This window comes from Bacteroides sp. 519 (genome assembly GCF_010500955.1).
In the GTDB taxonomy this organism is placed as follows: Bacteria; Bacteroidota; Bacteroidia; order Bacteroidales; family Bacteroidaceae; genus Bacteroides.
This window is the reverse complement of record NZ_QVMJ01000001.1, coordinates 152,767-179,025: the sequence shown is the minus strand read 5'-3', so window position 1 is coordinate 179,025 and position 26,259 is coordinate 152,767. Positions and strand designations below refer to the sequence as shown.

The following is a 26,259-nucleotide window of genomic DNA, read 5'->3' as shown; positions in this document are numbered from 1 at the left end:
TTTATTTTTCCTGTGTACTGTGGTGAAATCGAAGATTTTTATCTAAATTTGCGTTATCGCAATGGAGATTACTGTAATGGCCATTGCGATAATTTGCAAATTATGTTATTATGAAGTTCTACAACCGCGAAAAAGAGCTTGCCCTTCTGGCAAAGATAGAAGATAGATCTCGAAAAGCTGCCCAAATGACTTTTCTTGTTGGCCGCCGCCGTATTGGAAAAACCAGTTTGTTGGTAAAAGCATACCCCGAAAATTCCCTTTATTTTTTCGTAGAAAAGAAAAATGAAGCTTTACTGTGTGAAGAATTTCTCGAAGAAATAAAGAATAAACTTCATGTAGCTCCTCATGGTGAAATAAAGACATTCAAAAATCTTTTTATTTACTTGATGGATCTTTCTGTTGAACGCTCCTTCACGCTTATTATTGATGAATTTCAAGAATTTTCGACTATAAATAGTGCTGTTTATAGCGAAATGCAACACATTTGGGATAAGAAAAAAGCCGAAAGCCGTATTAACCTCATCCTTTGTGGTTCTATTTATTCAATGATGCATCGTATTTTTGAAAATTCCAAAGAACCACTTTTTGGACGTGCTACACAGCGAATTCATCTCAAAGAATTTGGCATTAATACTCTTAAAGAAATATTAGAAGACAATGCTCCCAATTATTCTTCAGACGATTTATTGGCTTTTTATATGCTCACCGGTGGTGTTGCCCGGTATGTTGAACTGTTAGTCGAAGCCCAAGCGTTTACCCTTCCCACCATTTTAGATGAATTTTTTTCTGAGAACTCATTTTTTCTTGATGAAGGTAAAAATGTTTTAATTGATGAATTTGGCAAAGATTATGGGAATTATTTTTCTATACTTTCGCTTATTGCAGCTTCTAAAACATCTCGCCCAGAGATAGAATCAATACTCGAAATGCAGATAGGTGGCTATTTGGATAGACTTGAAGCCGATTTTAATATCATAGGGAAAGTACGTCCCATGTTTGCCAAGCCTGGTAGTCGTTCTGTAAAATATCAGATATACGACAATTTTCTTAATTTCTGGTTCCGTTTTATCTATAAATATCGAAGCGCTGTTGAAATGGGTAATTTGCAGTACGTGCGAACCATTGTAGAGCGTGACTATGCTGTGTATAGCGGTCGGGTGCTTGAGAAATACTTTATGCAACAACTCAAACAAAGTGGATGTTTTTCAGAAATCGGCTCGTATTGGGAGTCGGGTAATAAGAATGAAATAGATATTGTAGGTGTAAACGATTTGGAGAAAACAATCACTTTTGTGGAGGTAAAACGCAAGCGCGAGAATGTATCTTTAGAGGTATTGAAAGAGAAATCGACAGCGTTATGTGCTAAGTTTAAAGGGTATAACGTGGAGTATAGGGCGTTGGGGATGGAGGATATGTGAGGGTTAACAAGAGCCTAACAGAACATAACTTCATGTCAAGCTCTTGTAAAAGATCATCCTAAATCCTTAAACATTTGGTCAATGCACTTCTTTTTCTGTTCCATATTAGGATGAACATACAAATTTAGAGTAGTACTGATATTTGAATGTCCTAGAATTACGCTTACAGTCTTATAATCACAATTACTCTCAATACATCTTGTGGCGAAACTATGCCTTAGTCCATGAAATTTCAGTTCTGGCATATCCAACTCTTTCATTAACTTCTTATAATAGTTTCGATAGGTACGAGGTTCTGTGGGTTTGGCATCGTTAGTTAATAGATAGAAAGAATTATTTACTACTTTCTTGATCGGCTTTAGCATTTTTAATAAATCTCGACTCATCGGAATATCTCGAATAGAATTCTTGGTTTTAGGGGAATCAAGAATAAGTTCAGTTCGCCTATCATTATCTTCTATTACATAAATCCGTTGGATTGTTTTTCTGATATTGATAATGCCAGTTTCGGTATCTATGTTATCCCATGTCAAAGCACAAATCTCTCCGATCCGGATGCCAGCACTCAAGCAGATATAAATCCCTAAATTTTTGAACGTAAAATGTTCTTGAACATAATTCATGATTTTCTTCTGATTGTTCTTACTTAGAACCTCAATCTCATGTCTTTCTCTTTCTGTGGGGAATTGGATGTCGAATTGCTGATACTCAAGAAGTTTGTTTTTAGCACCAAACTTTAAAACCATCTTTAAGACAATCAGGATATCTTTGATCGTCTTTTGACTCAACCCCTCGTCCAGTTTTCTGAATACAAATTCTTGAACATCGGATTCATTTACACTTAGTTGATTTCCAAAACTTGGCAAGAGGTGATTCTCAATTAAAAGCATATACGCTGAATAACTGGACTTCTTTACATACTGTTTTTTGTCATTTTTCCAAAGGTCGATGACCTTACTAATTTCTACTTTTGTCATGCTCTTCTGATTTTTAATATTATTACTCAAAGGAATATACATAGAAAGGATTTAAGTGGCAAATATCCTTAATTTCCCAAATTTGAGATTTCCGGGGTTTGAGGGGGAATGGGAGGTGAAAAAGTTAGGAGAATTTATTGACATTATTTCAGGTATTCCATTAAAGTCAAAAGATATTTCGGAAGATGAATCTGGAATACCTATTTTAAGAGGGATAAATATAACAGAAGGTTTTATTCGTCACAATAAAGAGATTGATAGATATTATCCGAATCCTATATCTGATAAATTTCAAAAGTTTCTACTTGAAGAAAAGGATTTAGTTCTCGGGATGGATGGGTCTAAGGTTGGAAAAAACGTTGCATTAATTCCAAATTCGGATGTAGGTTCTATTCTTATTCAAAGGGTTGCCAGAATAAGGGCATTAAGCAATGCAGATATAGATTTTTTATTCCAAGTAATATTCTCAAAAAAATTTCAACAATATGTCGATATAGTTAATACAAGTTCTGGAATTCCCCATATTAGCTTGCAGCAAATAATAAATTATAAAATTGCTTTCCCAATCAATCTTCTTGAACAAAAAAAGATATCTATTTTTTTATCACTCATTGATCAACGCATTACGACCCAAAGCAAAATAATTGAGAAATATGAGTCCTTAATCAAAGGGATTGTAGATTCAATTTTTAAAAAGAAGGAGAAAAACGTGAAACTTAATGATTGTCTTATTTGTCATTCTTCTGCATTAACTGAAAGTGAAGTTGTAGATAAAGGCATGTATCCGGTCTATGGTGCTGCTGGCATTTTTGCTTATTTCTCTCAATATCATATAAATGGAGATTCTATTTTAATAATAAAGGATGGATCGAATGTCGGAAAATTGCAATATGCTTCTAATAAGTATTCGGTTATTGGAACCCTAAACTATCTCACTGCGAAAGACAGTGTATGTCTAAAGTATATTTATTACTACATGCAAAGTTTTAATTTTGATAAATATAAGGTTGGGTCAGGGATTCCCCATATCTATTTTAAGGATTACGGAAATGAGCCAGTATATTGTCCTGAGTTTACAGAGCAAGAAAAAATTGCCAATGCTTTATCTTCAATTGAACAGAAAATTTTTGTAGAGAAAAATATCCTTGAGAATTTCTTTAAACAAAAGAACTATCTTCTCCAAAATTTTTTCATATAAACAGTTGTTGAAGTAGGATGTTTTTCTGCTTTAGATATGTATGTAATAAGGTGCTTTCTATGGTGAGTTTTTTTTGCAATAATCTTAATATCTTCACGACTTTCTTCTGTTCTTCTAATGAAGGAACTTCAATTTTAGCATTCCTAATCTCATTATAATGCAAATGAATGATTGTACTTCCTTTTGCATATTTTGACAACTCACTTTTATATATGTAATTAAACAAATAGCTGAGATACTCATTGTTGAAATTTTCGTTTATATGGATACCAAACATATCCCCACCTAAAATAACACCTTCTTTAAGAATTGCTGACGGTGATATAAGAGAATGTGCATTAACAGTTGTAGAGGATGGAAATAATAAATCGACATTGGAGCTAAGGGTTAATTTGCAATCTTTTTTTGTTGTTCTACTTTTTATTTCATCAACAACACACCCGTAAGTGGTAAACAATTCTCCATACAGAATGCATTCATTTCCTGTCGCAGATAAGTTTTCCTTTGAAAGATTCATTACATTAAAGTACTCCCCTAATTCTTTTATAGAATACGTTTTGTGCTTACAACTTTTAAAATGGAAATCTACAATCCCTTTGATTAAGGACTCATATTTCTCAATTATTTTGCTTTGAGTTGTTATTCTTTTATCTATTAGTGACAAAAATGATGCGATTTTTTGTTGCTCATCACAAAAAGGTATAGATATTTTTATACTCTTGATACTTTCAAAGGTTAGACCTTCTCGTCCACTACCTGTTCGTAAGTTGGTGAAAATTATTTGGCCCTTGTTAGATGAAAATAATGGTTGTACAAATCTTGGATTGTATTGTTTTTTTAATCTTACTATACAAACGTGTTGATTTACATTTCCACGTTCAAAATTATCAGGGACAACACAACTTCGACCCAACGAAGCACCAGTTATATTAAGTAGTATATCGTTAGATTGGACAATACTATTTTTCATTTGACGATTTATTTCTTCTGAGATGAATACAGAGTTATCTAATTCTAATTTGTCATTATTTACATTTTGACTCCGTATAAAAAGTACACCTTCTTTTGTATAAACAGCTTCACCACCTAAAGGAGTCTTTCCACTATTTACTTTATCAGCAATATCTCCTAACTTTTTCACCTCCCATTCCCCCTCAAACCCCGGAAATCTCAAATTTGGGAAATTGCCCTTTTTTTTCTTTTCTTCTGTCATCTCAGTCATTTTTTATTCTTAATCTATCACATTAAGGATTCGTAAAAAGCAAAAAAAATTAAAGGACTAATCCTAGCTCTTTTAAGTACACTTCGATTTCCTTATCTAAATCAGCTCGTTTTGCCTCAAGTTCTTTAATTTCCTTCATCACAGCGTGAATATCAACAGGTTCTTCTTCAACAAATGTGCTAACATATCGGGAAATATTAAGATTATAGTTGTTTTGCTCAATTTCACTTAATGGAACTCGCCGGGAGTAACGCTCTTCTTCTTTTCGAAACTGATATGTTTCAATAATTTTTTCTATATCATTTGGTAATCCATCTTCTCCTTCCCGTAAACGATTCTGACGTTTGTCTCTTTTATAATATTCACTTGCATTTATGAAAAGAACATCATCGAATCGTTTGCACTTTTTTAACACCAAGATGCAAACCGGAATGCCTGTCGAAAAGAATAAATTAGAAGGTAGCCCGATTACGGTATCAATATTGTTATCTTTTAAAAATTTGGTACGAATTCGCTCTTCTGCGCCACTACGGAATAAGACGCCATGAGGAAGGATGATTGCCATAGTTCCCTCGTTAGATAAAAAGTGAAAACCATGCAATAGAAATGCGAAATCAGCCGCAGACTTAGGAGCCAAGCCATAGCTCTTGAAGCGGAAGTCTTCAGCAAGTGTATCGTTTGGCTCCCAACGTAAGCTGAAAGGGGGATTGGCTACGATCCCATCAAATTCCATTTTCTTTGCCGGATTCATTTCATTCAGTATATCCCAATCGTTTGACAAGGTATCACCATGGTGAATTTCAAACTCAGTGTCCTTTAGTCCATGTAACAACATATTCATGCGAGCAAGGTTGTAAGTGGTAATATTTTTCTCTTGCCCATATATCTTTCCAATACTTCCCCCACTATCTTCCAGTTGTCTACGAACATTCAACAGCAAAGAACCTGAACCACAGGCAAAATCCAGGACTTTATTTAATTTCCCTTTTTCGCCAAGTTCCGGATTCTGACTGTCTAAAATAACAATTTTTGATAGAATAGTGGATATTTGCTGCGGAGTGTAGAACTCGCCTGCTTTTTTTCCAGAGCCTGCTGCGAATTGACTGATGAGATATTCATAGGCATCGCCCAAGATATCCGTATCAGTGGAAAACGAAGCTATTCCCTCTGCTATTTTTTGAATAATGGTACAAAGTTTTTTATTCCTTTCTGTAGCTGTCCTACCCAATTTTTCGGAATTTAGATTGATCTCGGAAAACAGTCCCTGAAATGTACTTTCAAAAGATTCATTTTCTATGTATCGAAAGCCTTCCTCAAGTGTTACTAATAGTTCGTCATTCTGTGTGCGAGCCAATTCTGCAATATTACTCCATAAATGCTGTGGTTTTATAACATAATGAACTTTCCGACGCATTTGTTTTTCAAAATCAAGCACATCGACTTCGTTTTCTTTATACCATAACCCTAAAGCGGTATGTTGTTCGTTCTTGTTTTCTAATTGAGGATAATCTTTCCCCAATTCTTTCTTAGCCGCTTCTTCATAGTTATCAGATAAATAGCGAAGAAATAAAAAGGAAAGCATATAATCACGGAAGTCATCCGCATTCATTGCTCCTCGTAGTTGGTCTGCTATATCCCAAAGGGTTTTACCCAGTTGTTTTTGATCTTGTATTGTCATATTAATAATTTAGTGTTCTATACGGAGTTTCACCATATTCCGAAGTTATTACTCATAAGCGGCCAACCCTGATATTTCACGTCCTTGAACCTGCTTTTTCAAATGAGGAACCAAGTCTTCCATTAAGGAAAGTTCTTTTATCCGTCGCTCTTTCCAACTTAACTCCAGTGGTTCTAATAGATCTGTTAGTTTTTCACCATCAAAGATCATTCGGTTTATAATTTGATCGGTAAAGGTCTTTAATATTGCCACCTGTAAGCCATGCTTATTCGCTATTTCTACTAACTCTTTGTTACTTTTCTCTATTTTAAAAGTTTCATAGCCTTCACGTAGCATATTCACTTCTTGACCGCTATTCCAATCCAAACTATTGATATAATCTGTTAGATCTTCTTGCTCATCCAACAAATTTGAATTTGACGTAAGCAGATTAATTATCTGAAACTTTGTCATTTTTTGTTTTGTTGGTTTCTTTTGGGTGCTATCGGCAATCAACTCCATGATATAATCGTAGTCAATCAGTGTAGAAGCAAAAAGTACAAATTCAAAATCGAGTTGTTGAACTGCAACAGGAGCTTGATCTCCTTCTTTCTGTTGTATTTCCCTGAATTGTTTTGCAGTCTCTATATATGAACTTCTAAACGATCGCAAGTTCTCTTCTGGTAATATTTCCTCAATTTGAGCTAATTGCTCTTTGTCTATATCTGTATATTGGTCGAGTTCTCTCTTTAACCGCTGTACTTCTTTGAAATTGTTGACAAATGCAATCCGGGCAGCATCTCCTCTCAGATTATAAACAGCAGCTGGTTCACAGGCTAAATTATTTGTCTCCATAAAATCACCTAACTTGGCAACTGCTTTTCTATATTTTTCAATCACCACTGGTGCAGAATCAACCAACCATATTTTTCTAGCTTCTTTAGCATCTTTTTCGCCTGAGAATAAAGAAATAGCCATATTCACAGCTTCCTGTTGATGACGAAAATCTAAAATATTCCCATATGGTTTTGTGTCATTGAGTACGCGGTTTGTACGAGAAAAAGCCTGTATCAGTCCGTGGTATTTCAAATTCTTATCTACATAAAGCGTATTCAAATATTTGGAATCGAAACCAGTGAGTAACATATCAACCACAATTGTTATGTCAATTTTGTTTTTGTGTGAGTAGTCGGCATTACTATATTTATGGTCTTTGATACGCTTTTGTACATCTTGGTAGTACAAATCAAATTCATTAATACTGTGGTTTGTTTTGTATTGTTGATTATAATCATCAATAATCATCTTTAGTGCCGCTTTCTTTTCATCAGGATTCTGTTTATTGTCTTCTTTTTCTTGTTCTAAGTCTTCTTGTATTTGTTGAATATCCTTATTCCCCTCAGCAGGAGGTGAGAAAACACAGGCTATATTGAATGGAATATAATCAGGGTCTTCAGTTTGCTTCTGTGCCTGCATTTCCTTGAAAAGACGATAGTATTCTATTGCATTGTTGATAGACGCAGTTGCCAGAATCGCATTAAAACGTTTTGAACTGGTGGCTGCATTATGCTTTTCAAGAATAGCCTCTACCACAGCTTGCTGAGCAATCGCTTCGCCAGGCTTGGGCTGAACATTGCCTTGCCCTTTGAAATAATCCACATGAAAACGCAACACGTTTTTATCGTCTATTGCATGAGTTATGGTATAGGCGTGTAGCTGCTTTTCAAAAATATCATCGGTAGTTTTATAAGAAGCCTGCTCTCCTTCACGCATATTATAAGTGGCATTGTCGTCAAAAATAGGAGTGCCGGTAAACCCAAAGAGTTGTGCATTTGGAAAAAAATCTTTAATCGCTCTATGATTATCCCCAAACTGTGAGCGGTGACATTCGTCAAAAATGAAAGCGATTCTCTTCTTACTCAGCGGTTCTAATCGTTCTTTATAATTCCTTTTATTATTTTCGTCTAATGCCAATCCTAACTTCTGAATAGTGGTAACGATTACCTTATCAGCATAATCAGTAGAGAGCAATCTTTTTACAAGCGTTTCAGTATTTGTGTTTTCCTCTACGCTCCCTTCTTGAAATTTGTTGAATTCTTCACGGGTTTGTCTGTCCAAATCTTTACGATCAACCACAAAAAGACATTTTTCAATATCCGGATTGTCTTTTAATAGTGTAGAGGCTTTGAAAGAGGTTAATGTTTTACCACTTCCTGTAGTATGCCAAATATAACCATTTCCACGATTTTGATGAATACAATTTACAATAGCTTTTACGGCATAAATTTGATATGGACGCATTACCAGCATTTTTTGCTCACTTTCAATCAGAACCATGTATTTGCTGATTAGCTCACCCAATGTACATTTAGGGAGAAATCTTTCAGCGAAAGAATCTATATGAGTGATTTTTTTATTTTGCTCATCTGCGTATTGGTAAACAGGTAAAAATTGTTCATCTGCATCGAAACTAAAATGTTGTTTCTTATTATTGGCAAAGTAAAGAGTATTGCTTCTATTGCTTACTATAAATAACTGCATGAAGCACATCAATGAATTTGTATAGCCATTTCCGGGTTCGTTCTTATAATCAACAATTTGCTGCATGGCTTTACGTGGTTGAACATCCAATGTTTTTAGTTCCACCTGAACAACAGGAATACCATTGATAAGGATTATAACATCATATCGTTGGTTACTATTTTCCGTATTTATTCGCAATTGGTTAATGACCTCATATTCATTTTTACACCAGTCTTTTATATTTACTAAAGTGTAATGTAAAGGGGTACCATCTTCACGTTGAAAATAATTTCGAGTGCGTAATAGCTTTGAAGCAGCAAAAACATCTGGGTTTATAATATCTGTTTTAAGCCGTTCGAACTCACTCTCTGTCAATTTCACTCGATTAAGAGTTTCAAATTTCTCACGGAAATTTTTATCAAGCATTTTTCTATCACGAATATCTTCACGATATATATATTTGAGATCTCTGAGTTTTCTTATAAATTGTTCTTCTAGTTGGGCTTCCCTGATCATAAAACACTCCCTTTACTGTTAAATATTTAAAAGTTCAAAGATAACAAATTATATATCCTAATCAATCTGTTATCTCAGCTTTTAATTATTTTAGCAGAAATCTCCCCAAAATCTATCCCAACTCCCCCACAAATTTATTATTTTTGCACCTAAAACCTTTTCGTCCACCCACAGGTAGACGAAAAATATCCTGCGAGCATACGCAAGTTCTCCCACGAGTAGACGAAAATTCTCCCGCAGGTGGACGAAAAAATATCAGCTAGAAAAACAATAAATTTCTGCAGGAAATGAATTAGTTTTTGCAAGAAAAACAAATAGTTTCAATAAACTTAAAAACTTAAAACATGGCCATTCTGTACGACTTTTACGACCTTAATGAAATTCAGGAAGAAAATAGCGAAGGTAAGTTACGGGCTCGTGCCGTATCACGCGGTACTATAACCATGGACATACTTTTACAGCGGATTGCCGATACCAGCGGATTTAAGCAAGCCGAAGTAAAAGGTATAATGAGCGCCGTAACCGATTCGGTTTTGCATTTTCTGGGAAAAGGATATAATGTGCAATTAGATGAACTTGGGTTTCTGTCGGTTTCACTCACCAGCCGTCAGGTAAATCACCGTAGGGAAATACGGGCAGAATCGATAAAATTCAATAAACTAAATTTCCGGGCCAGTAAAAAGGTACGCACATACCTTACTCATGTTGAAAAAGTAAAAGTGAACAAGCGGCAGGAAAAGAAACCGGTAAACCTATCGCATGAAGAACGGGCACAGTTGCTGAAAGATTTTTTGAATACCCGCCCCTTTGCTACCCGTGCCGACTATTGCAGGATAACATCGACATTGCGCAGTAAAGCTATTGCGGATATTAACTCGTTTATCCGCGAGGGGTGGCTTATGAAATATGGTAGCGGACGAAATATTGTTTATATCAAACGAATTAATCGAGTAGGAAGAAAATGAAGTAGTTTTCTTCCTACTTTCATTTTCCACCTCTCACACCACCGTACGTGCCGTTCGGCATACGGCGGTTTAATTTGTTTTCAAAGTATGTCTATAAATATAGTAATCAAGGCAGCTTACCAATCCCTTTTGAGACAGTGCTTTCTTTGATATAGCTCTCACTATACAGGTCTTTGTAACCATCCACTGATAACGATTACCACAAACGGATGTGCGTTTAGCCAAGTCATCCGTAATCCCAAGTTTACGCAAACCCCATGCACGCTTCTTGGGTTTCTTCCATTGCTTCCATATTACTACCCGTAACATTGTGCGCAGATGCTCATCTATCTTCTCCATCTTATATTTCATATCAGATAAGGAGAAGTAATTTATCCATCCTCGTATCACATAGTTCAAGTTATCAACACGTTCAGTCATAGAGATACTCCAATTGCGTTTACACAGTCGTTTGAGTTTACGTTTGAACTTAACCACTGAAAGCTCGTGAGGACGAGAAGCCCATTGCTTGGTGATGGAGTTCTTATAGAAGCCAAAACCAAGGTATTTCAGTCCACTCGGACGACCAATATGGCTTTTCTCAGCATTCACTTTCAAACCAAGCTTGCGCTCTATCCAACTTGTAACAGAATGCATCACACGCTTTGCACTTGCTTCACTACCGACTAATATGACACTATCATCAGCATAGCGAACATAGTGTAAGCCACGACGATGAAGTTCCAGGTCAAGTTCGTGAAGCATTACATTGCTTAGCAAGGGGGACAAGTTACCTCCTTGAGGGGTTCCCATTTCAGTAGGTGCGTACTGTCCTCTATCCATTACACCAGCTTTCAGATATTTCCGTATTAAGGATTCTGTGTCGGGGTCTTGGATAACACGACCAACTAAACTCATCAAGCGGTCTTGAGGTACATTATCGAAGAACTTCTCCAAGTCTATATCTACAACCCATTCATAACCCTCATTCAAATAAGAAAGAAGTTGGACTATCGCTTGCTCACAGCTCCTGCCGGGGCGGAAGCCGTAACTGTGCGAAAGAAACTCTTTCTCAAAGATTGGGGAGAGGACTTGAGCGATAGATTGTTGGATGGTTCGGTCAACGACTGTGGGAATACCAAGCTTACGAACGCCTTGTTCTTTAGGGATTTCAACCCGGCGAACTGGTAAGGGACGATAAGTACGGGAAAGTATTGAGGATTTAATGTCAGACCAATTGGACGACATATACTCTCGTAACTCTTCCACACTCACTTTGTCAATCCCTGATGCCCCTTTATTGCCTATTACACGACTTTGAGCAAGAGCAATATTGGAGTCGCTCAGGATTTGTTTCATTAATTCCATACTTCCATCTTTCTTAATTTCCGCGTCCTAAAGAACAGCCTAACTCCTACTTGATTTAGTCGCATGTACGTTTTGACCTATTCAATCGTCGGCTTACCTTAAGAACATACATTTTAATTGATGTTACAAATTATTCGGTCCTTCGCCATGACTGACACGCAATCGGCTACTTCGACCTCTGCTGACTTCTCGACATTCGTTGTTACTACATCACAATGCAATGCTGTCGAGACCTCACGGGATAAATCATACATCTTTCATCGTTTACTCGCCCAATCTACGCATCAAGGTTACGGTTACCTTTGGGAACTTTGTTGTCTATTGCCAACTTGTCCGCTTGATACGCCTTTGTATTGGATTTCTGTCCGTCAAGCCACGATTTCGCTATTGCTTCTTCTCTCCATAGTGTCACCACTACAAACTTGCAAATCGCTATAGGGTTCGTCGGTAACTACGCCCCGGATGGAATTTCACCACAGATGTATAACATGCCCGTCATACAATAAAGAAGCCGGCACAGTTTTTACACCATGCCGGCTCCAGTCCAAATAGAGTCCATAAAATTAAGATTGAGGTTTAAGCTGTCGGATCAATCCATCCGCCGTCGTCACCATCGTTTCCTCCGTTATCATTGTTACCAGATCCTTCTGAAGTGTTTCCATGAATACTTTTGAAAGAAAGAGCACTAAGCATATTCTTAAACCTTTTACCTGGAGTAAACTGGATTTTCTTTCTTACAATATTATCCACACCCACATCTGTTACGGTTTTCTGGGCTTTCACGTTAATAGTTGGCCGGAAACTACCAAAATCGCCCAACCTGATTATCATTCCGTAATTCATTAAAAATGTCATACGGTCTAATAAACCCTCTATGCTTGCCTTTGTTTGTGCGCGGCTTACCCCGCAGGCGTTAGATACATCACCTATCAACTCATCGAAGGTAACCTCCTGCTGTTGAGTTGTACTCATACGGTACATGGTGGGTTTGTTCTCGTCAAAATGAAGAGTAAACTCTTGTTTCTTTGTAAAAATCGACATAATTTAAATTGTTTAGATTGTTAGTATGGGAACTATTTCCCTTTTTTTCAATTATTTAATTCTATTGCTTTCCGGTGAATCTCAATCAATCTCTCTTTTAGGTGTTGTGGTTCTATAACTCTCATACCTTCGCTATGGGTAAGTAGTTCTGTGATAAAATCCGGTGTTACTTTAATCGTTAATTCAATCCTGAATTCTTTATCATTATGAATGAGTATTTTCTGGGATTCGTGCAAGGGATATGAATCTGCATACTTACCACTTAATGGTGAAAATGACAAGATTACTTTTTCAGGATTTGTTTTTTGATCGGCATAAATACCAAAGCAATGTTCAAAATGACTATCCAGATCAATATTATCATCTTTTTGAAAAATCCGATTGGTAATGGTTAGCCTCTTTATGCGGTCTAATCCCCATGTTTTGATTGTTTTACTTTTACTTCCGTCGGCTTTTATCTCTACAGCAAGCAGGTACCACTTGTTTTTAAACTCCCGAAGTGCATAAGGTTGTAATCTTCTCAATGTATTATCCGGCGAATCTTTTTTATATTTGCAGTATTCAAGGCTTATTTCTCTTGCCTTTTGGATAGCAGAGATTAATGTGAAACGATGTTCAAGTCCTTTGGATTGACGATTTTCCATGATAACAATATCTTTCAAGCTACTGAATGATAGTAAGGAACTCAACTCAAATAAGCGATCGAGTTTGGATAATGAATTTTCGTTTTGCGGAATATAATACCCGTTTCTTTTTCGACAGTATTCAATACTGATATCCATATAGGGTGAATTTCGGATTTCGAATATATCACGGTCTATTGTACGTGAACTGATACCAACATTTTCTACTCCATCATAGCTAAGCATTTCGTTCTTTACTGCATATTCCAGTTCCTCTTTTGTTATATATGGATGTGAATTGATTTTATCTATAATGAACATCCATCTTTGCAGAAAGCCGATTTTCTTAGATTTATTTGCCATGTTATTTCTTTGTTTTTTATTTATGCTACAAAGGTAAAACAGGACATTGTCACAACATGGCGTTGGAAATATTTTTTTTCGGGTTAAAAAAAGCAAGCCCCAAACTTATCACTAAGTCCAGGGCTCTAAGTTGTTACTTTAAGAGAGTATCAAGGAAAATTTAATTCCAATAAAAAGAAGTGTCCTCTAAAGGGTGAACACTAAATTTATCGTGTACTTTGTTGAAAGGATATTGGCCATTCCACCAAAGTTTATATAATTTGGCTACTTCCAGCACTTCTTCATTGGTAGTTGGTTCGCTGGTTATTTCTTCATTAACAATTACTTTTTTACATAAATTGCCGCTGTAAGATGCATATTTGGTGTTTTGAATAATACCTTCGATAGTCCATAAAATAGCTTCTCCCAATCTGATAGGGCCTACTGCCGAAGATACGGGATGTATAGGATAACGTTGCGGCATTATGGTAAAATCATCAGCATACTCTAACAATGCAGGAATATGTTCTTGGGTGAAATTGGGAATAGTTCTGAAACCATTCTCATCTACAAGGTTGTAAGTACCTTTTTTCAACATAGAGATGTATGTATCGACAGTTGGATTTTCTACAAAATCCCTTTCTTCTTTATTGCATGCAGCAAAAAAGAAAGAAACAGTACATAATAAGAATAAGTATTTAAGAAAGTTCATAGTAAATGCTTTTAGTTTAAGTTATTTCTTCTAAATATTACAGATTTTATATATTAGACGGATAAACACACGAAAAGCTGCAATACATATAGTTAAACAAAGTTAATACTTTGTTTTAGCACCGAAAAAGCTTTAACACCTCTTCTTTATATGTAGGCGAAACCTCTATTTCCGTATCATCTTCCAGCACTACATACCCACCAGAGTTTTTGAAATACGATTTCACACAATTGAAATTTATAATATGCGATTTGTGTACACGTATAAAAGGAAAAGGAAGGATCTCTGAAAAATGTTTCAGAAACCGGCATACCATTTTCTTTTTCTTATCGCGCAAATAAATATCCGTAAAGTTGCCATTGCCCTGTAGGCGGATGATTTCTTCCATCTTCACCACTTCAAAACCTTCCAAGGTAGGAAGTATTACCTGTTGTTTCTCGGGTTTAGGCTCACGGAAATTCTCGATAATAATTTGATTCCGGTTGAAGATTTCGCGGTTCATAATGTGCTGTTGTACCTTGTTAACAGCTAAAATAAGTTCTTCAATACTAACAGGTTTTAATAGATAATATGCTGCACTCTGGTTTAGTGCACGGAGCGAATACTCCGAAAAGGCTGTAACAAATATTGTTTCAAAATACAGGTCTTTGCATCCTTCAAGCGCATCGAAAGCATTTCCAAAAGGCATTTCAACATCCAGAAATACCAGTTGGGGCTGTAGTTTGTGTAGCAATGGAATCGCTTCTTTGCAATTTACAGCTTCGCCTATTATTTCTATCTGAGGGCAGTATTTAGAGAGATAGTTTTTCAACGCCTCTCGCGCAGCAGTTTCGTCCTCAACTATTACGCTGGTTATTTTCTGTAATGTGTTCATCGTTTATTAGTTTCTTGTCGATAACAGGGAACGAGAGCGTAACAATAACGCCCGGAGCATCTCCGGTTTTATCGGTTATGTTCATGGAAATATCCAGGTGATACAATTTGTTAAGCAGTTGGATACGCTCGCGTGTATTAGATAGTCCGCGAGAGTTATGTTGTTTTTGGTGTGTGGTTTTCAGGCTTTTGCTGTTTGCCAACCCGATGCCGTTATCCTCGACCTCTACTTTGATTCTGTTTGAAGCCGGTACAAAAGATAAGGTAAGCATGCCTTTAGATTCTTTGTAACGAAGTCCATGCCAGATGGCATTTTCCAGTTGGGGCTGAATAAGCATATTGGGTACATACAAACTATCGGTATCTAATGTGTCGTCTATCCGGATGTCGTAGGCAAACTTATCATTAAAACGCAGATGTTCCAGCTCAAGGTATTTCTTTAACTGATCTATTTCGGTGGTTAGCGTAATAAAGTCCTTGTTGGAATTTTCCATAATGTTACGCATCAGGCGCGAGTAGGAGGTTAGGTATTTATTGGCTTCCAACTCGTTATTCTGTGCAATAAACTGATTCACACTGTTAAGGCTGTTGAATATGAAATGCGGATTCATTTCCCGACGAAGAGACTGCAATGCTATCTTTTTATTCTTTTTATTGATGGAATAGAGCGACTTTGCAATAATAATAATCAGCAACAGAGAAATAATCAGAAAGCCGAGTAGCATATTGTTATATACATTCTTTTTGTTTATAAGTTCATCTTTTAAAACCCGTTCTTTCTCCAGTTGGGCTATCTTATCTTCATGTAACTGAAATATTTTCTCATCAACAAGCGTGCTGTCGGCTTTAATCAGCGTATCTAAGCGTGAAACGAAATCGGCATACACTTCCATGGCTTCCTTTGATTTCTTTTTATCCTGATAGAATTGGGTAAGCTGTTGCAGAACATTTTTGGCAACTAAAGTCTGGTTGTTTTCTATAGCAACATTATAGGCATCTTTTAACGAAGCAATTGCTTTTTCGGCCTCCTGTGCCTGGAAATATGTTTGCGACAGGTTTTGCAGTTGGCTTACCTCTTTTACCGGGTCGGCAGTTTTTTTAGCTTCTTCTACTAATGATTGATTGATGCTGATTGCCTGTTCAAATTGCTCATCGGCAACGTACACCTTTGCAATCTCTTCTTTTATCTTACTGCTTTCTTCCGGTTCGTCTTTTACCAGTTCCAGTGCATTTTGCAGGTTGCCAATGGCAGCTGTTTTGTCTGCTTGTTCCAAATTTACTTGTGCCATCTGTTGAAAAGCAAAAACAGCATCGTTTCTGTTTTGCGTTTTACTATTCAAAGCTATGTTACTTTGAATATATCTTGATTGTGTTACCAGGTTATCCCGGTTCTGTAAGCGAGAAGCATCGTTTGTGTTTACTTGAGAAAAATCTTTTAAGCGGGTTTTTTTAGAAGCCTTGATATAGCTTTTTATGGCTTCTTCAAACTTTAATTGATACTCTTGCGTTTTGGCCATTTCGCGAAAGGCTAAGGCTTCTTGTTCTCTGTTTTTTAGTTTTGCAAATGAACTGGCAGCCTGAAAATAATAAGTTTCGGCTTTGGCATAGTCGTTCTGGAAGGCTAGCTGTTGGGCTAGCTTCATATAGTCTTCTGCAATGCGTTGTGCAGAGCTGTCTTGTTCCAGACTTCTGCTGAGTTTGGATGCTGCCGATCTTTTACTGATTTTTTGTACAGGTATACTGTCTTGGCCCCAACTGATAAGAGGCAGGGAGATAAAACAGATACAAAACAGCCATTTTTTTACCATAGATTCTTTGTAATTGTAAACTTTCTACTGACAAAGATAAAAGGTTTTAAAACTTTTGCATCTATGTTTCACCAATTAAAAAGATGCTTTCACCCATTTGGACGGAAACGTTAATTTTTAACTATCTACTTTTGGGTATTTCTTAGACACGGATGACGCGGATTGCACGGATTAAAATACACGGATATAAGTAGAGGTCTAAAACATATAATTCAAATGATATAATTATGAAGAAGTTTTTTTTATCAGCAGTAATGATGGCAGTTGTATTAACAACAGTATGTAATGGAGCAAAAGCATCTAACGATAACAGTACCAAAATACAGGTAGCTATTTTGTTAGATACATCGAGCAGTATGAACGGATTGATTAATCAGGCTAAATCTCGTTTATGGAACATAGTGAACACACTTACAACCTTAAAGTTTAAAGGCAAATCGCCTGATATAGAAATTGCATTGTACGAGTATGGTAACAGCGAACTTCGTGTGGAAGATGATTATATAAGGCAGGTGATGCCATTGAGCAATGATCTTGATTTACTGTCTGATAAGCTTTTCGGACTGACTACCAATGGCGGCTATGAGTATTGTGGTGCAGTTATTAAAAAGGCAGTAGATAAGTTGGATTGGGGCAAAGGAGATGCCGATATGAAACTTATTTATATTGCAGGTAACGAGCCTTTTAATCAGGGTGAGATTGATTATAAGTTGGCTATTAATGATGCATTGAAAAAGAATATCTATGTAAATACCATTCATTGTGGCGATGCCCGTTGGGGAATAGACGGATGGAAAGAAGGTGCAGCAATTGGCAAAGGAAAATTCTTTAATATTGATCATAATGCCACAATAAGGTTTATCAGTACCCCGTTTGATGATAGGATAAGCACATTTAATATCCAACTGAATAATACATACATTGGGTATGGAAGAATTGGGAATGCAAGGAAAGAATCGCAAATGAAACAGGATAATTATGCACAATTAATATCTTCATCAAATTATGCTGAACGTGTTGTAAGTAAAACCAAGAGAGTGTATAATAATAGTTCATGGGATTTGGTAGATATGTACAAAGAGGATAAGAACATCATCGAGAAACTAGACAAGAAAGAACTACCTGCCGAACTACAAAATAAAGATAAAAAAGGGATAGAAGATTTTATAAAACAGAAAGAGACAGAACGAATTTCGTTGCAAAAGCAAATAGACGAACTGGCAAAGAAAAGGCAGGCATATATTGATGAACAAATGAAAAAAGAGGGAGACGGTGGTGATGATCTGGGAAAAGCGATCAATCAATCGGTAATTGATTTGGCCTTAACTATGGGGTACGAGGTGGAGTAGTTATGAGTAATGAGTTTTGAGTAATGAGTAATGAGTTAACAATGCCGCATGAAACCATTACTCATTACTCAAAACTCATAACTCATAACTTAAAAGTATCCGGAAACACCGGCATTGCTCCACTCTGCGTACAAACATACGCTGAGGCATCCACTGCCAGTTTATGCGCTTCGCGAATACTCTTACCTCCCAGAATAGAAGCACAGAACGCTGCTGTAAACGAATCGCCTGCACCTACAGTATCAGCTACCGGAACCGATGGAGTTTCAAGGAATGAAACCGACCCCGGAGTAAATACATAACTACCGTTGGTGCCGCAGGTAAGAATCAGCATCTTTAAATTGTACTTGGCCAAAAGTATCCAGCATTTATCTTCCAGATCAATCCCCGGATAGCCAAACATCCGGCTGACGACAACCAACTCTTCGTCGTTAATCTTTAGTACGTTGCACTTCTCGAACGACTCGCTTAATACCTCTTTCGTATAAAACTGCTGACGGAGGTTGATATCGAATATCTTCAGGTGGCCGTCAATATCGGGCATAGTGTCCAGAAAGCGGTTGATGGTATTGCGACTCACTGAGTTACGTTGTGCCAGCGAGCCGAAACAAACCGCACGGGTACTAAGCGCCAAACGCTTAAGATCGTCTGTGAAAGGTATATTATCCCAGGCTACATTTTCTTTTATTTCGTAACAAGGAACACCCTCATCGTCTAAAGTAACCTGAACGGTTCCGGTTGGATAATCAACCCGCGCAATCTGATGCTTGAGATTTTTCTCGTTTATAACATCAAGTATTTCGTCTCCTAATTTATCATTTCCCAATGCGCTGACTACACAGCTATTTAAACCAAACTGAGAAACATGGTAGGCAAAGTTTGCAGGAGCACCACCAATCTTTTTTCCTTCGGGCAGCATATCCCATAATGCCTCGCCCATTCCTACTATTATATTGTTCATTGTTTTATTATTTTTGAACCGCAGAGTTACGCAGATTTGCGCAGAGTTTTTACTTAAGAACTCAAATTTATAACTCCGCGTTAATCTGCGTAACTCTGCGGTTTATCATTTCTTAATCTTTGTAGTAAAATACAATAAATACAGTACGCCGATCATCATTACCGCTACTGCCCCAACCTGAGCATTCACAGCATCCGAAGCCACTCCCATGATGAGTGGGAAGATGGTACCGCCAAACAAGCCCATGATCATCAAGCCGGAGACCTCATTCTTTTTGTTTGGCAGATGCAACAATGCACCCGAGAAGATAACCGGGAAGATATTCGAGTTACCAAAACCAATCAGTGCCACGCAAACATAAATAGCCATTTGGGTGTCGAAGAAGAAGAGTCCTGCCATACCCAACAGCATTAACACTGAGCTGATGCCGAAGAATATTCTGGATGAAAACTTCGCCAGAATAAACGTGCCCGAAAAACAACCAATCGTACGGAACAGAAAGTAAACACTGGTAGCATAGATCGCCTCGTTAAGAGGCATCCCCAACCGCTCAATTAAAATTTTGGGAGCAGTTACATTGGTACCCACATCAATGCCTACATGGCACATAATGCCCAGGAAAGAAAGCAAGATCAGTTTATCGCCCAACAAGGCAAAGCACTCAGCAAAGGTGGAACTTTCCCCTTTTTCGTCGTCTTCGTTGATGTTTGTTACTCCTAAGAAGATGACTGCCAGAACAGCCACCACCATGAAAATGGGAAAAAGTATCCGCCAGTTATCGAACTGCAACGCCCCCCAACTGGCAATAAGCGGAGCAATGAACGAGGCAATGGCCTTTATAAACTGACCGAACGTGAGCGAACTGGCCAACCGGTCGCCACTTACCACATTGGATAACAGAGGATTTAAAGAAACTTGCATCAGTGCATTGCCAATGCCCAGCAGCGAGAACGAAAGTAGCATGCTGATAAACGAGTAATTAACCACCGGCAGCAGAAGCGAAACCGTAGTTACGACCAAGCTGAGAAGCACGGTTTTACGGCGTCCGATGCGGTTCATTAGCATGCCTGTAGGAACCGAACATATCAGGAACCAGAAGAAAACCATAGACGGGAAGATGTTAGCCATCGTATCCGAAAGCTGCAAATCGTCTTTCACATAATTGGTGGCTGTGCCAACCAAATCAACAAATCCCATAGCGAAGAACGCCAGCATAATAGGGATTAGTTTTACTATTGTATTGTTGCTTTTTGACATATTATTATAGATATAGAACACAGAGACACAGAGGCACAGAGATTTTTAATTATAGATAAGCAAAGATAAAACTCTGTGCCTCTGTGTCTCTGTGTTAAAAAAGAATTAAATCCCCAATGGGAAAACCCTGAACTCCGAAACCGTATAGCTACCCCCCTTAGAGTAAAAACTAATACGATTATAAGGCTCCGAAGGGAAAACCAGATTTGTCATAGCAAAGCGGCCGTCATTACCGAAAATCTCAATACTTGCCTTATCCACAAATATATGGAGTTTCAGTTCTTTGCCACTGGTTACAGGTGCAGAGGTAACAGCTGGGAACTCCGGACTGAAATCAACCAAACCACTTTTGTTGCGGTCCATTGAGAATTTGTTTTCTGTTAGATTGTAGTAGCAGTTAACTTCTTCGCCTTTGTTGTTGAAGAGTTGGAAACCTATAACCTCGGCATCTTGGTTGCTGAAAGACATTTCTAGCTCGTAAGTTCCTTTGTTATCTTTCAATAAATCGTCGAGGTTGTGGGTACGATCTACTTTGAAAGAAGCTTGATTGATTGCTTTACCCCTGATGGATTCGAGTTCTTTGGAAGGAGTGTTTTTAATATATGTTTCACCCTCAAAAGTATATAGACTCAAGTCGCGCGGAACAGAATTTGAACTGCGGAACTGCTGTGTAGGAACCTGATTGGCATATTGCCAGTTGCTCATCCACGCAATAGCAATATTACGATTATCGGGAGCATTGCTCCAGGTTACGGTGGCATAATGATCCTTGCCCCAGTCCATCCATTGCGGCAAGGGTTCCCTGCGGGTAGTTGGCGATTCGTTTACAAATCTCTTTCCATCGAAACTACCAACAAAGTACTGGGTAGCCGAACCACCAAACGGTCCGCCAGGGTTGAGGTTGCAAATCAATACCCATTTCTTTTCGTTTGTACCTTCTACAGGGAGTTCAATCAGATCGGGGCATTCCCAAACGCCACCGTGTGCGCCTTGTCCTTCGCCAAAGCTGCTTTCCATCTTCCAATCTTTTAAATCAGAAGAGGAATAGAATTGCATCTCCTGTCCGGCTGCCAGAATCATAATCCATTTGCCGGATGGTTCGTGGCGGATAACCTTTGGATCGCGAAAATCGGGGATATCCGATGTTACTACCGGATTGCCTTCGTATTTAGTAAATGTACGTCCGTTGTCGAGGCTGTAAGCAATGCTCTGTGTTTGGCGCGAGCCTGCCGAAGTATAAAAAGCTACAATGGCATCCTTACCAAATCCGGCAGTATTGTCTTTATCTACCACGGCGCTTCCACTGAAAATAGCACCTAGTGCATCCGGAGCAATTGCTACAGGAAGATGTTCCCAACGAACGAGGTCTTTAGAAACTGCATGGCCCCAATGCATATTGGCCCACATAGAGCCATAAGGATTATGTTGGTAAAAAAGGTGATATTCGCCGTCTTTGTAAACCATTCCGTTAGGATCGTTCATCCATCCCCATTGAGGAGAGAAATGATAAACAGGGCGATAATGTTCGCGGTTGGCAGTATCGAACGTATCGGATAGTTTTAATTCTTTCCATCCCATAGCCGAATCTGCAATGTTGTGGAAATGAAACAAAACAGATTTTCCTGTAAATGCGGAAAGATCAACTGGTACATAATAATCAATTTGGTTAACCGCCAAACGGATGTGCATGCTCTGCACTTCTTGGTTGTTCACTACCATCTTTATCCATGACTCTTCTGCTTTTTCTTCTATTGGTATTAACAGATATTTTGCAGCATCTTCAATCCGGATAATACTTTGGTTGTCTCCCAGATGTTTTACTGTATAAGGAGGGTTTGTTGCCATGCACGATATAAAAACAGTTCCCATACAGAATATAGAAAGGGTTGCGCGGGCAAGTTGTTTTCTGAATGTATTAATAATCATGTTTGTAACTGGTATTAAATTAGTCTTAGAAATAAGTTTGGCCGGAAAGCTATCGGCAAAGTAAGATATTTAACGGGTTGCAAGATATAACAAATGTTTCAAAGGCTGGCAAATTTGATACATTGGTTTGAAACGCAGATTAACGCAGATTAACGCAGATTATATATTTTGAGAGATAATTAATTTCTAATCTGCGTTAATCCGCGTTAATCTGCGTTTCAAAATAAAGCCAAAAGCGTGTATCAAATTTGTTCGTCTTTGAAACAAATCTTATACTCCATTCCCCAATTTTCCCCTTACTTTGCAAGCATAGAATCGAAGAAGCCCGGAAAGCATCTTGTGAGACTAACTTAATTTGTTAATTTTAAATTCTAACATGTAATATGAGGAAGTTATTTACCAGTCTTATCCTTTTATTATTAATAAGTATTACTGCCGGTGCGCAGAATATAACAGTAAAAGGAAACGTAAAATCTACTACAGAAGCAGATGGAGTAATAGGGGCCAATGTCAGCGTAAAAGGACAAACCCTTGGAACCATTACCGACCTCGACGGAAATTATGAACTATCTGTTCCTTCCGGTGCCACACTGATATTCTCTTATATAGGATACGAAACACAGGAAATCCCTGTAAGCGGACGTACCCTGATTAATGTTACCCTGAAAGAATCATCCTTGATACTAGACGAAGTTGTTGCCGTAGGTTACCGTACCGAACGCAAAGCCGACCTTACCGGAGCAGTATCTGTAGTGAAGGTAGATGATATGATGTCTGCTGCCGAGAACAATCCCATCAAAGCGTTGCAAGGACGTATACCTGGTATGACCATTAGCTCCGACGGTAATCCAAGCGGTTCGGCCAGCATACAAATCCGTGGGGTATCTTCCTTGTCGGGAGATTCGAGCCCGCTGATTATTATTGACGGTGTGCAAACCACATCGGGCATGCACGAACTGAACTCGCACGATATCGAAAGCATTCAGATTATGCGCGATGCCTCGGCTGCAACCATCTACGGGTCGCGTGCGGCAAACGGTGTGATTGTTGTTACCACCAAGAAAGGAAAGAAAGGCGAAGTGAAAGTAAACCTCGACGCTTACCTTACCGCTAGCTACTATCATAATAAGATAGATGTATTAAGCTCGAAAGAGTATGCCCAAGCCTTGTGGAAAGCATCTGTTAACTCGGGTGTAGACCCCAACAGCAATAACTTTGGTATTCGTTACGAGTATGATGGAAACACATTAAAGAATGTACTGTTCCCCGAATACCTCGATGCAAAGAAAACCATGCGCCCATCTAACACCGATTGGTTTGACGAAGTAACCCGCACCGGACTGGCGCAATCGTACAACTTATCTGTTAGCAATGGTACCGACCGGGGAAACTACTATTTCTCACTAGGATATTACGATAACGAAGGTTTGGTTAAGAACACAGACTTCGGTCGCATCTCTGCCCGTATGAATACCGATTTCAAACTTTGGGGCGATGTAGTAACTATTGGCGAAAACTTTACCATGAACCGTACTACCGAAGTAACCCAACCCCACCAGATTGTAGAATCTGCCCTTATTGCCGTTCCTTTTATTCCCGTTCGTACCGATGATGATAAAGGCTGGGGAGGCCCTATCATGGGATTGCCCGACCGTCAGAATCCTGTTCGCCTTATCAACGACAACAAAGACAATCGCTATACCTACTGGCGTATGTTTGGTAATGCGTTTATCAATATCCAACCCATCAGCAAGCTGAATATCCGTTCAAGCTTTGGGGTAGACTATGGTAATTTCTACAAACGTTCGCTTACTTACAGCTACACCAGCGGATATATGCAAAGCGATAAAACCATGTCGAATATAGAACAGGCACACTGGTTGAAGTGGTCGTGGAGCAACGTAGCAACGTACGACTTTGAAATCGGCAAGAACCGTTTCGAAACCATGGCCGGTATGGAAATGTACCGTCAGGAAGATATAAACTTCACTTCCTCGCGCGAAGGCTTTGCTCTTGAAACACCGGATTATATGTGGCCCGACTTGGGAACAGGTACCAGCAACGGTACAGGTAACGCTACTGCTTACTCATTGATGTCGTTCTTCGGTAAAGTAAGTTATGCTTATGACGACAGGTATCTTCTTTCAGGAACTATTCGCCGCGACGGTTCATCGCGCTTCGGTAAAAATAACCGTTGGGGAGTATTCCCTGCTTTCACGCTGGGATGGAAAATTAACCAGGAGGCTTTTATGGAGAATACGCAAGAGTGGCTTAACGACCTGAAACTTCGTTTCGGATGGGGACAAACTGGTAATCAGAACATGAACAATACCGCTATCTACGACATTTATGTATCCGGATACGGCAAAGAAGACCCTACTTGGAACGCTGTATGGGGTACAGCTTACGACTTCGATGGTAAAGGCTCCGGCCAATTAGCATCCGGCTTTAAACGCGCACAAATTCAGAACCCTGATTTGAAGTGGGAAACTACTACCCAAACTAATATCGGCCTCGACTTCTCGTTACTAAACAACAGCCTCTACGGATCGGTCGAATACTATATAAAGAAAACCAAAGATATGCTGTACCAACCCGGATATGTGGCTATTATTGGTGAAGGCGGAAACAAATGGTACAACGGTGCCAGCATGGAGAACAAAGGTTTCGAGTTTTCACTAGGTTATCGCGGCCGCACAAACTTTGGCTTACAGTACGATGTAACCGGAAACATCTCGACCAACGAAAACAAAATAACTTACCTGCCCGAGTCTGTGAAGAACTCTTATGGCGGAAACGGTACGTATGATAATATCCTGGGTCGTTCGTTAGGTTCCATGTATGGCTATGTGGCTGATGGTATTTTCAAGTCGCAAGATGATTTAGACCAACACGCCCGTCAGGATGGTAAAGCAATCGGTCGCATTCGCTACCGCGATATCAATAACGACGGTGTTGTCGACTCCGACGACCGTACCTGGATAGGCGATCCGTTCCCTGATTTCTCTTACGGATTGAACATTAATCTATCTTATAAAAACTTCGACCTCACAGTTTACCTGCAAGGCATTCAGAATGTAGATGTAATTAACACTGTGAAGTACACTACCGACTTCTGGAGCGTGTCGGATACTTATTCCAATAAAGGCCGCCGGTTGCTCAACGCTTACGATCCGGTAACGAATCCCGGTTCTAACATTCCGGCTCTATCGTACACCGATGCTGCCAACGAATCGCGCTTCTCTACCTACTTTATTGAAAACGGTTCGTACCTGAAACTGCGTAATCTACAGTTGGGTTACAATCTGCCAAAGGCATTCCTCAGCAAAATAAGGGTTAGTAACTTCCGTGTTTATGCTGCCGCCCAGAACCTGTTTACAATCAAGCATAAAGATTTTACAGGTGTCGATCCTGAGAACCCTGCATGGGGCTATCCAATTCCTTTAACAGTAACTTTTGGTATTAATGCAGCATTCTAAGAATATGGTTTTAATGAACACAGAGACACAGAGGCACAGAGATTTTGATTATCCTGTTCCCTGTA

At 38.6% G+C, this 26,259-nt stretch carries 17 protein-coding genes and 1 pseudogene; 5 read left to right on the top strand and 13 right to left on the bottom strand.

The window, feature by feature from the left end:
- Positions 1-110: 110 nt before the first annotated feature.
- Positions 111-1,418, top strand: coding sequence for an ATP-binding protein (locus D0T85_RS00675; protein WP_163209212.1), 1,308 nt, complete (start codon positions 111-113; stop codon positions 1,416-1,418).
- Between the two features lie 53 nt (positions 1,419-1,471).
- On the opposite strand, the gene D0T85_RS00670 is transcribed toward D0T85_RS00675, so the two are convergent.
- Positions 1,472-2,395: a site-specific integrase gene (locus tag D0T85_RS00670; RefSeq protein WP_163209210.1), complete on the bottom strand. Its 924-nt coding sequence runs from the start codon at positions 2,393-2,395 to the stop codon at positions 1,472-1,474.
- A gap of 55 nt (positions 2,396-2,450) precedes the next feature.
- On the opposite strand from D0T85_RS00670, the gene D0T85_RS22660 reads away from it, so the two are divergent.
- Positions 2,451-3,593 (top strand): restriction endonuclease subunit S, encoded by a 1,143-nt coding sequence (locus D0T85_RS22660; protein ID WP_370459899.1) that lies wholly within the window; start codon positions 2,451-2,453, stop codon positions 3,591-3,593.
- On the opposite strand, the gene D0T85_RS00660 is transcribed toward D0T85_RS22660, so the two are convergent.
- The 3 genes from D0T85_RS00660 to D0T85_RS00650 are packed head-to-tail and all read right to left on the bottom strand — an operon-like array spanning position 3,586 to position 9,511.
- A complete protein-coding gene (locus tag D0T85_RS00660) occupies positions 3,586-4,806 on the bottom strand; it encodes a restriction endonuclease subunit S (protein WP_163209208.1) in 1,221 nt (406 codons plus the stop codon). The two genes, D0T85_RS22660 and D0T85_RS00660, sit on opposite strands and share 8 nt — an antisense overlap.
- 58 nt (positions 4,807-4,864) lie before the next feature.
- A complete protein-coding gene (locus D0T85_RS00655; protein WP_163209206.1) occupies positions 4,865-6,493 on the bottom strand; it encodes a type I restriction-modification system subunit M in 1,629 nt (542 codons plus the stop codon).
- Between the two features lie 48 nt (positions 6,494-6,541).
- Entirely contained in the window at positions 6,542-9,511 is a 2,970-nt protein-coding gene (locus tag D0T85_RS00650) for a type I restriction endonuclease subunit R (RefSeq protein WP_163209204.1), read from the bottom strand.
- Positions 9,512-9,855: 344 nt separating this feature from the next.
- Between D0T85_RS00650 and D0T85_RS00645 the strand changes: the two are divergent.
- Positions 9,856-10,200 (top strand): annotated as a pseudogene (locus tag D0T85_RS00645) (hypothetical protein); the annotation flags it as partial.
- A gap of 345 nt (positions 10,201-10,545) precedes the next feature.
- On the opposite strand, the gene ltrA reads toward D0T85_RS00645, so the two are convergent.
- From ltrA to D0T85_RS00615, 6 genes are all read right to left on the bottom strand, one after another.
- Positions 10,546-11,823 carry a group II intron reverse transcriptase/maturase gene (gene ltrA, locus D0T85_RS00640; protein ID WP_163209202.1) on the bottom strand — a complete coding sequence of 426 codons (1,278 nt, stop codon included), beginning with the start codon at positions 11,821-11,823 and terminating at the stop codon, positions 10,546-10,548.
- Positions 11,824-12,399: 576 nt separating this feature from the next.
- Positions 12,400-12,864 carry an HU family DNA-binding protein gene (locus D0T85_RS00635; protein WP_163209200.1) on the bottom strand — a complete coding sequence of 155 codons (465 nt, stop codon included), beginning with the start codon at positions 12,862-12,864 and terminating at the stop codon, positions 12,400-12,402.
- Positions 12,865-12,911: 47 nt separating this feature from the next.
- Positions 12,912-13,850, bottom strand: coding sequence for a YafY family protein (locus tag D0T85_RS00630; protein ID WP_163209198.1), 939 nt, complete (start codon positions 13,848-13,850; stop codon positions 12,912-12,914).
- 160 nt (positions 13,851-14,010) lie between these two features.
- A complete protein-coding gene (locus tag D0T85_RS00625; RefSeq protein WP_163209196.1) occupies positions 14,011-14,541 on the bottom strand; it encodes a DUF4943 family protein in 531 nt (176 codons plus the stop codon).
- 115 nt (positions 14,542-14,656) lie between these two features.
- The gene (locus D0T85_RS00620) at positions 14,657-15,415 is read right to left on the bottom strand and encodes a LytTR family DNA-binding domain-containing protein (protein ID WP_163209194.1); all 759 of its coding nucleotides are present in this window, start codon (positions 15,413-15,415) and stop codon (positions 14,657-14,659) included.
- Complete coding sequence (locus D0T85_RS00615) at positions 15,378-17,222, bottom strand: histidine kinase (protein ID WP_163209191.1); 1,845 nt, start codon at positions 17,220-17,222, stop codon at positions 15,378-15,380. The genes D0T85_RS00620 and D0T85_RS00615 overlap by 38 nt, the downstream gene beginning before the upstream one ends.
- A 227-nt stretch (positions 17,223-17,449) precedes the next feature.
- Between D0T85_RS00615 and D0T85_RS00610 the strand changes: the two genes are divergently transcribed.
- Complete coding sequence (locus D0T85_RS00610) at positions 17,450-18,571, top strand: VWA domain-containing protein (protein ID WP_163209189.1); 1,122 nt, start codon at positions 17,450-17,452, stop codon at positions 18,569-18,571.
- An 82-nt stretch (positions 18,572-18,653) separates the two neighbouring features.
- On the opposite strand, the gene D0T85_RS00605 is transcribed toward D0T85_RS00610, so the two are convergent.
- The 3 genes from D0T85_RS00605 to D0T85_RS00595 form a co-directional block, all read right to left on the bottom strand.
- Positions 18,654-19,532, bottom strand: a complete 879-nt coding sequence (locus tag D0T85_RS00605) for a carbohydrate kinase (protein WP_163209187.1) — start codon at positions 19,530-19,532, stop codon at positions 18,654-18,656.
- Between the two features lie 105 nt (positions 19,533-19,637).
- Positions 19,638-20,789, bottom strand: coding sequence for an MFS transporter (locus D0T85_RS00600; RefSeq protein ID WP_163209869.1), 1,152 nt, complete (start codon positions 20,787-20,789; stop codon positions 19,638-19,640).
- Positions 20,790-20,894: 105 nt separating this feature from the next.
- On the bottom strand, positions 20,895-22,715 hold the full coding sequence (locus tag D0T85_RS00595) for a GH32 C-terminal domain-containing protein (protein ID WP_163209185.1): 1,821 nt from the start codon (positions 22,713-22,715) through the stop codon (positions 20,895-20,897).
- Positions 22,716-23,098: 383 nt separating this feature from the next.
- On the opposite strand from D0T85_RS00595, the gene D0T85_RS00590 reads away from it, so the two are divergent.
- A complete protein-coding gene (locus D0T85_RS00590; protein ID WP_163209183.1) occupies positions 23,099-26,194 on the top strand; it encodes a TonB-dependent receptor in 3,096 nt (1,031 codons plus the stop codon).
- Positions 26,195-26,259 lie beyond the last annotated feature (65 nt).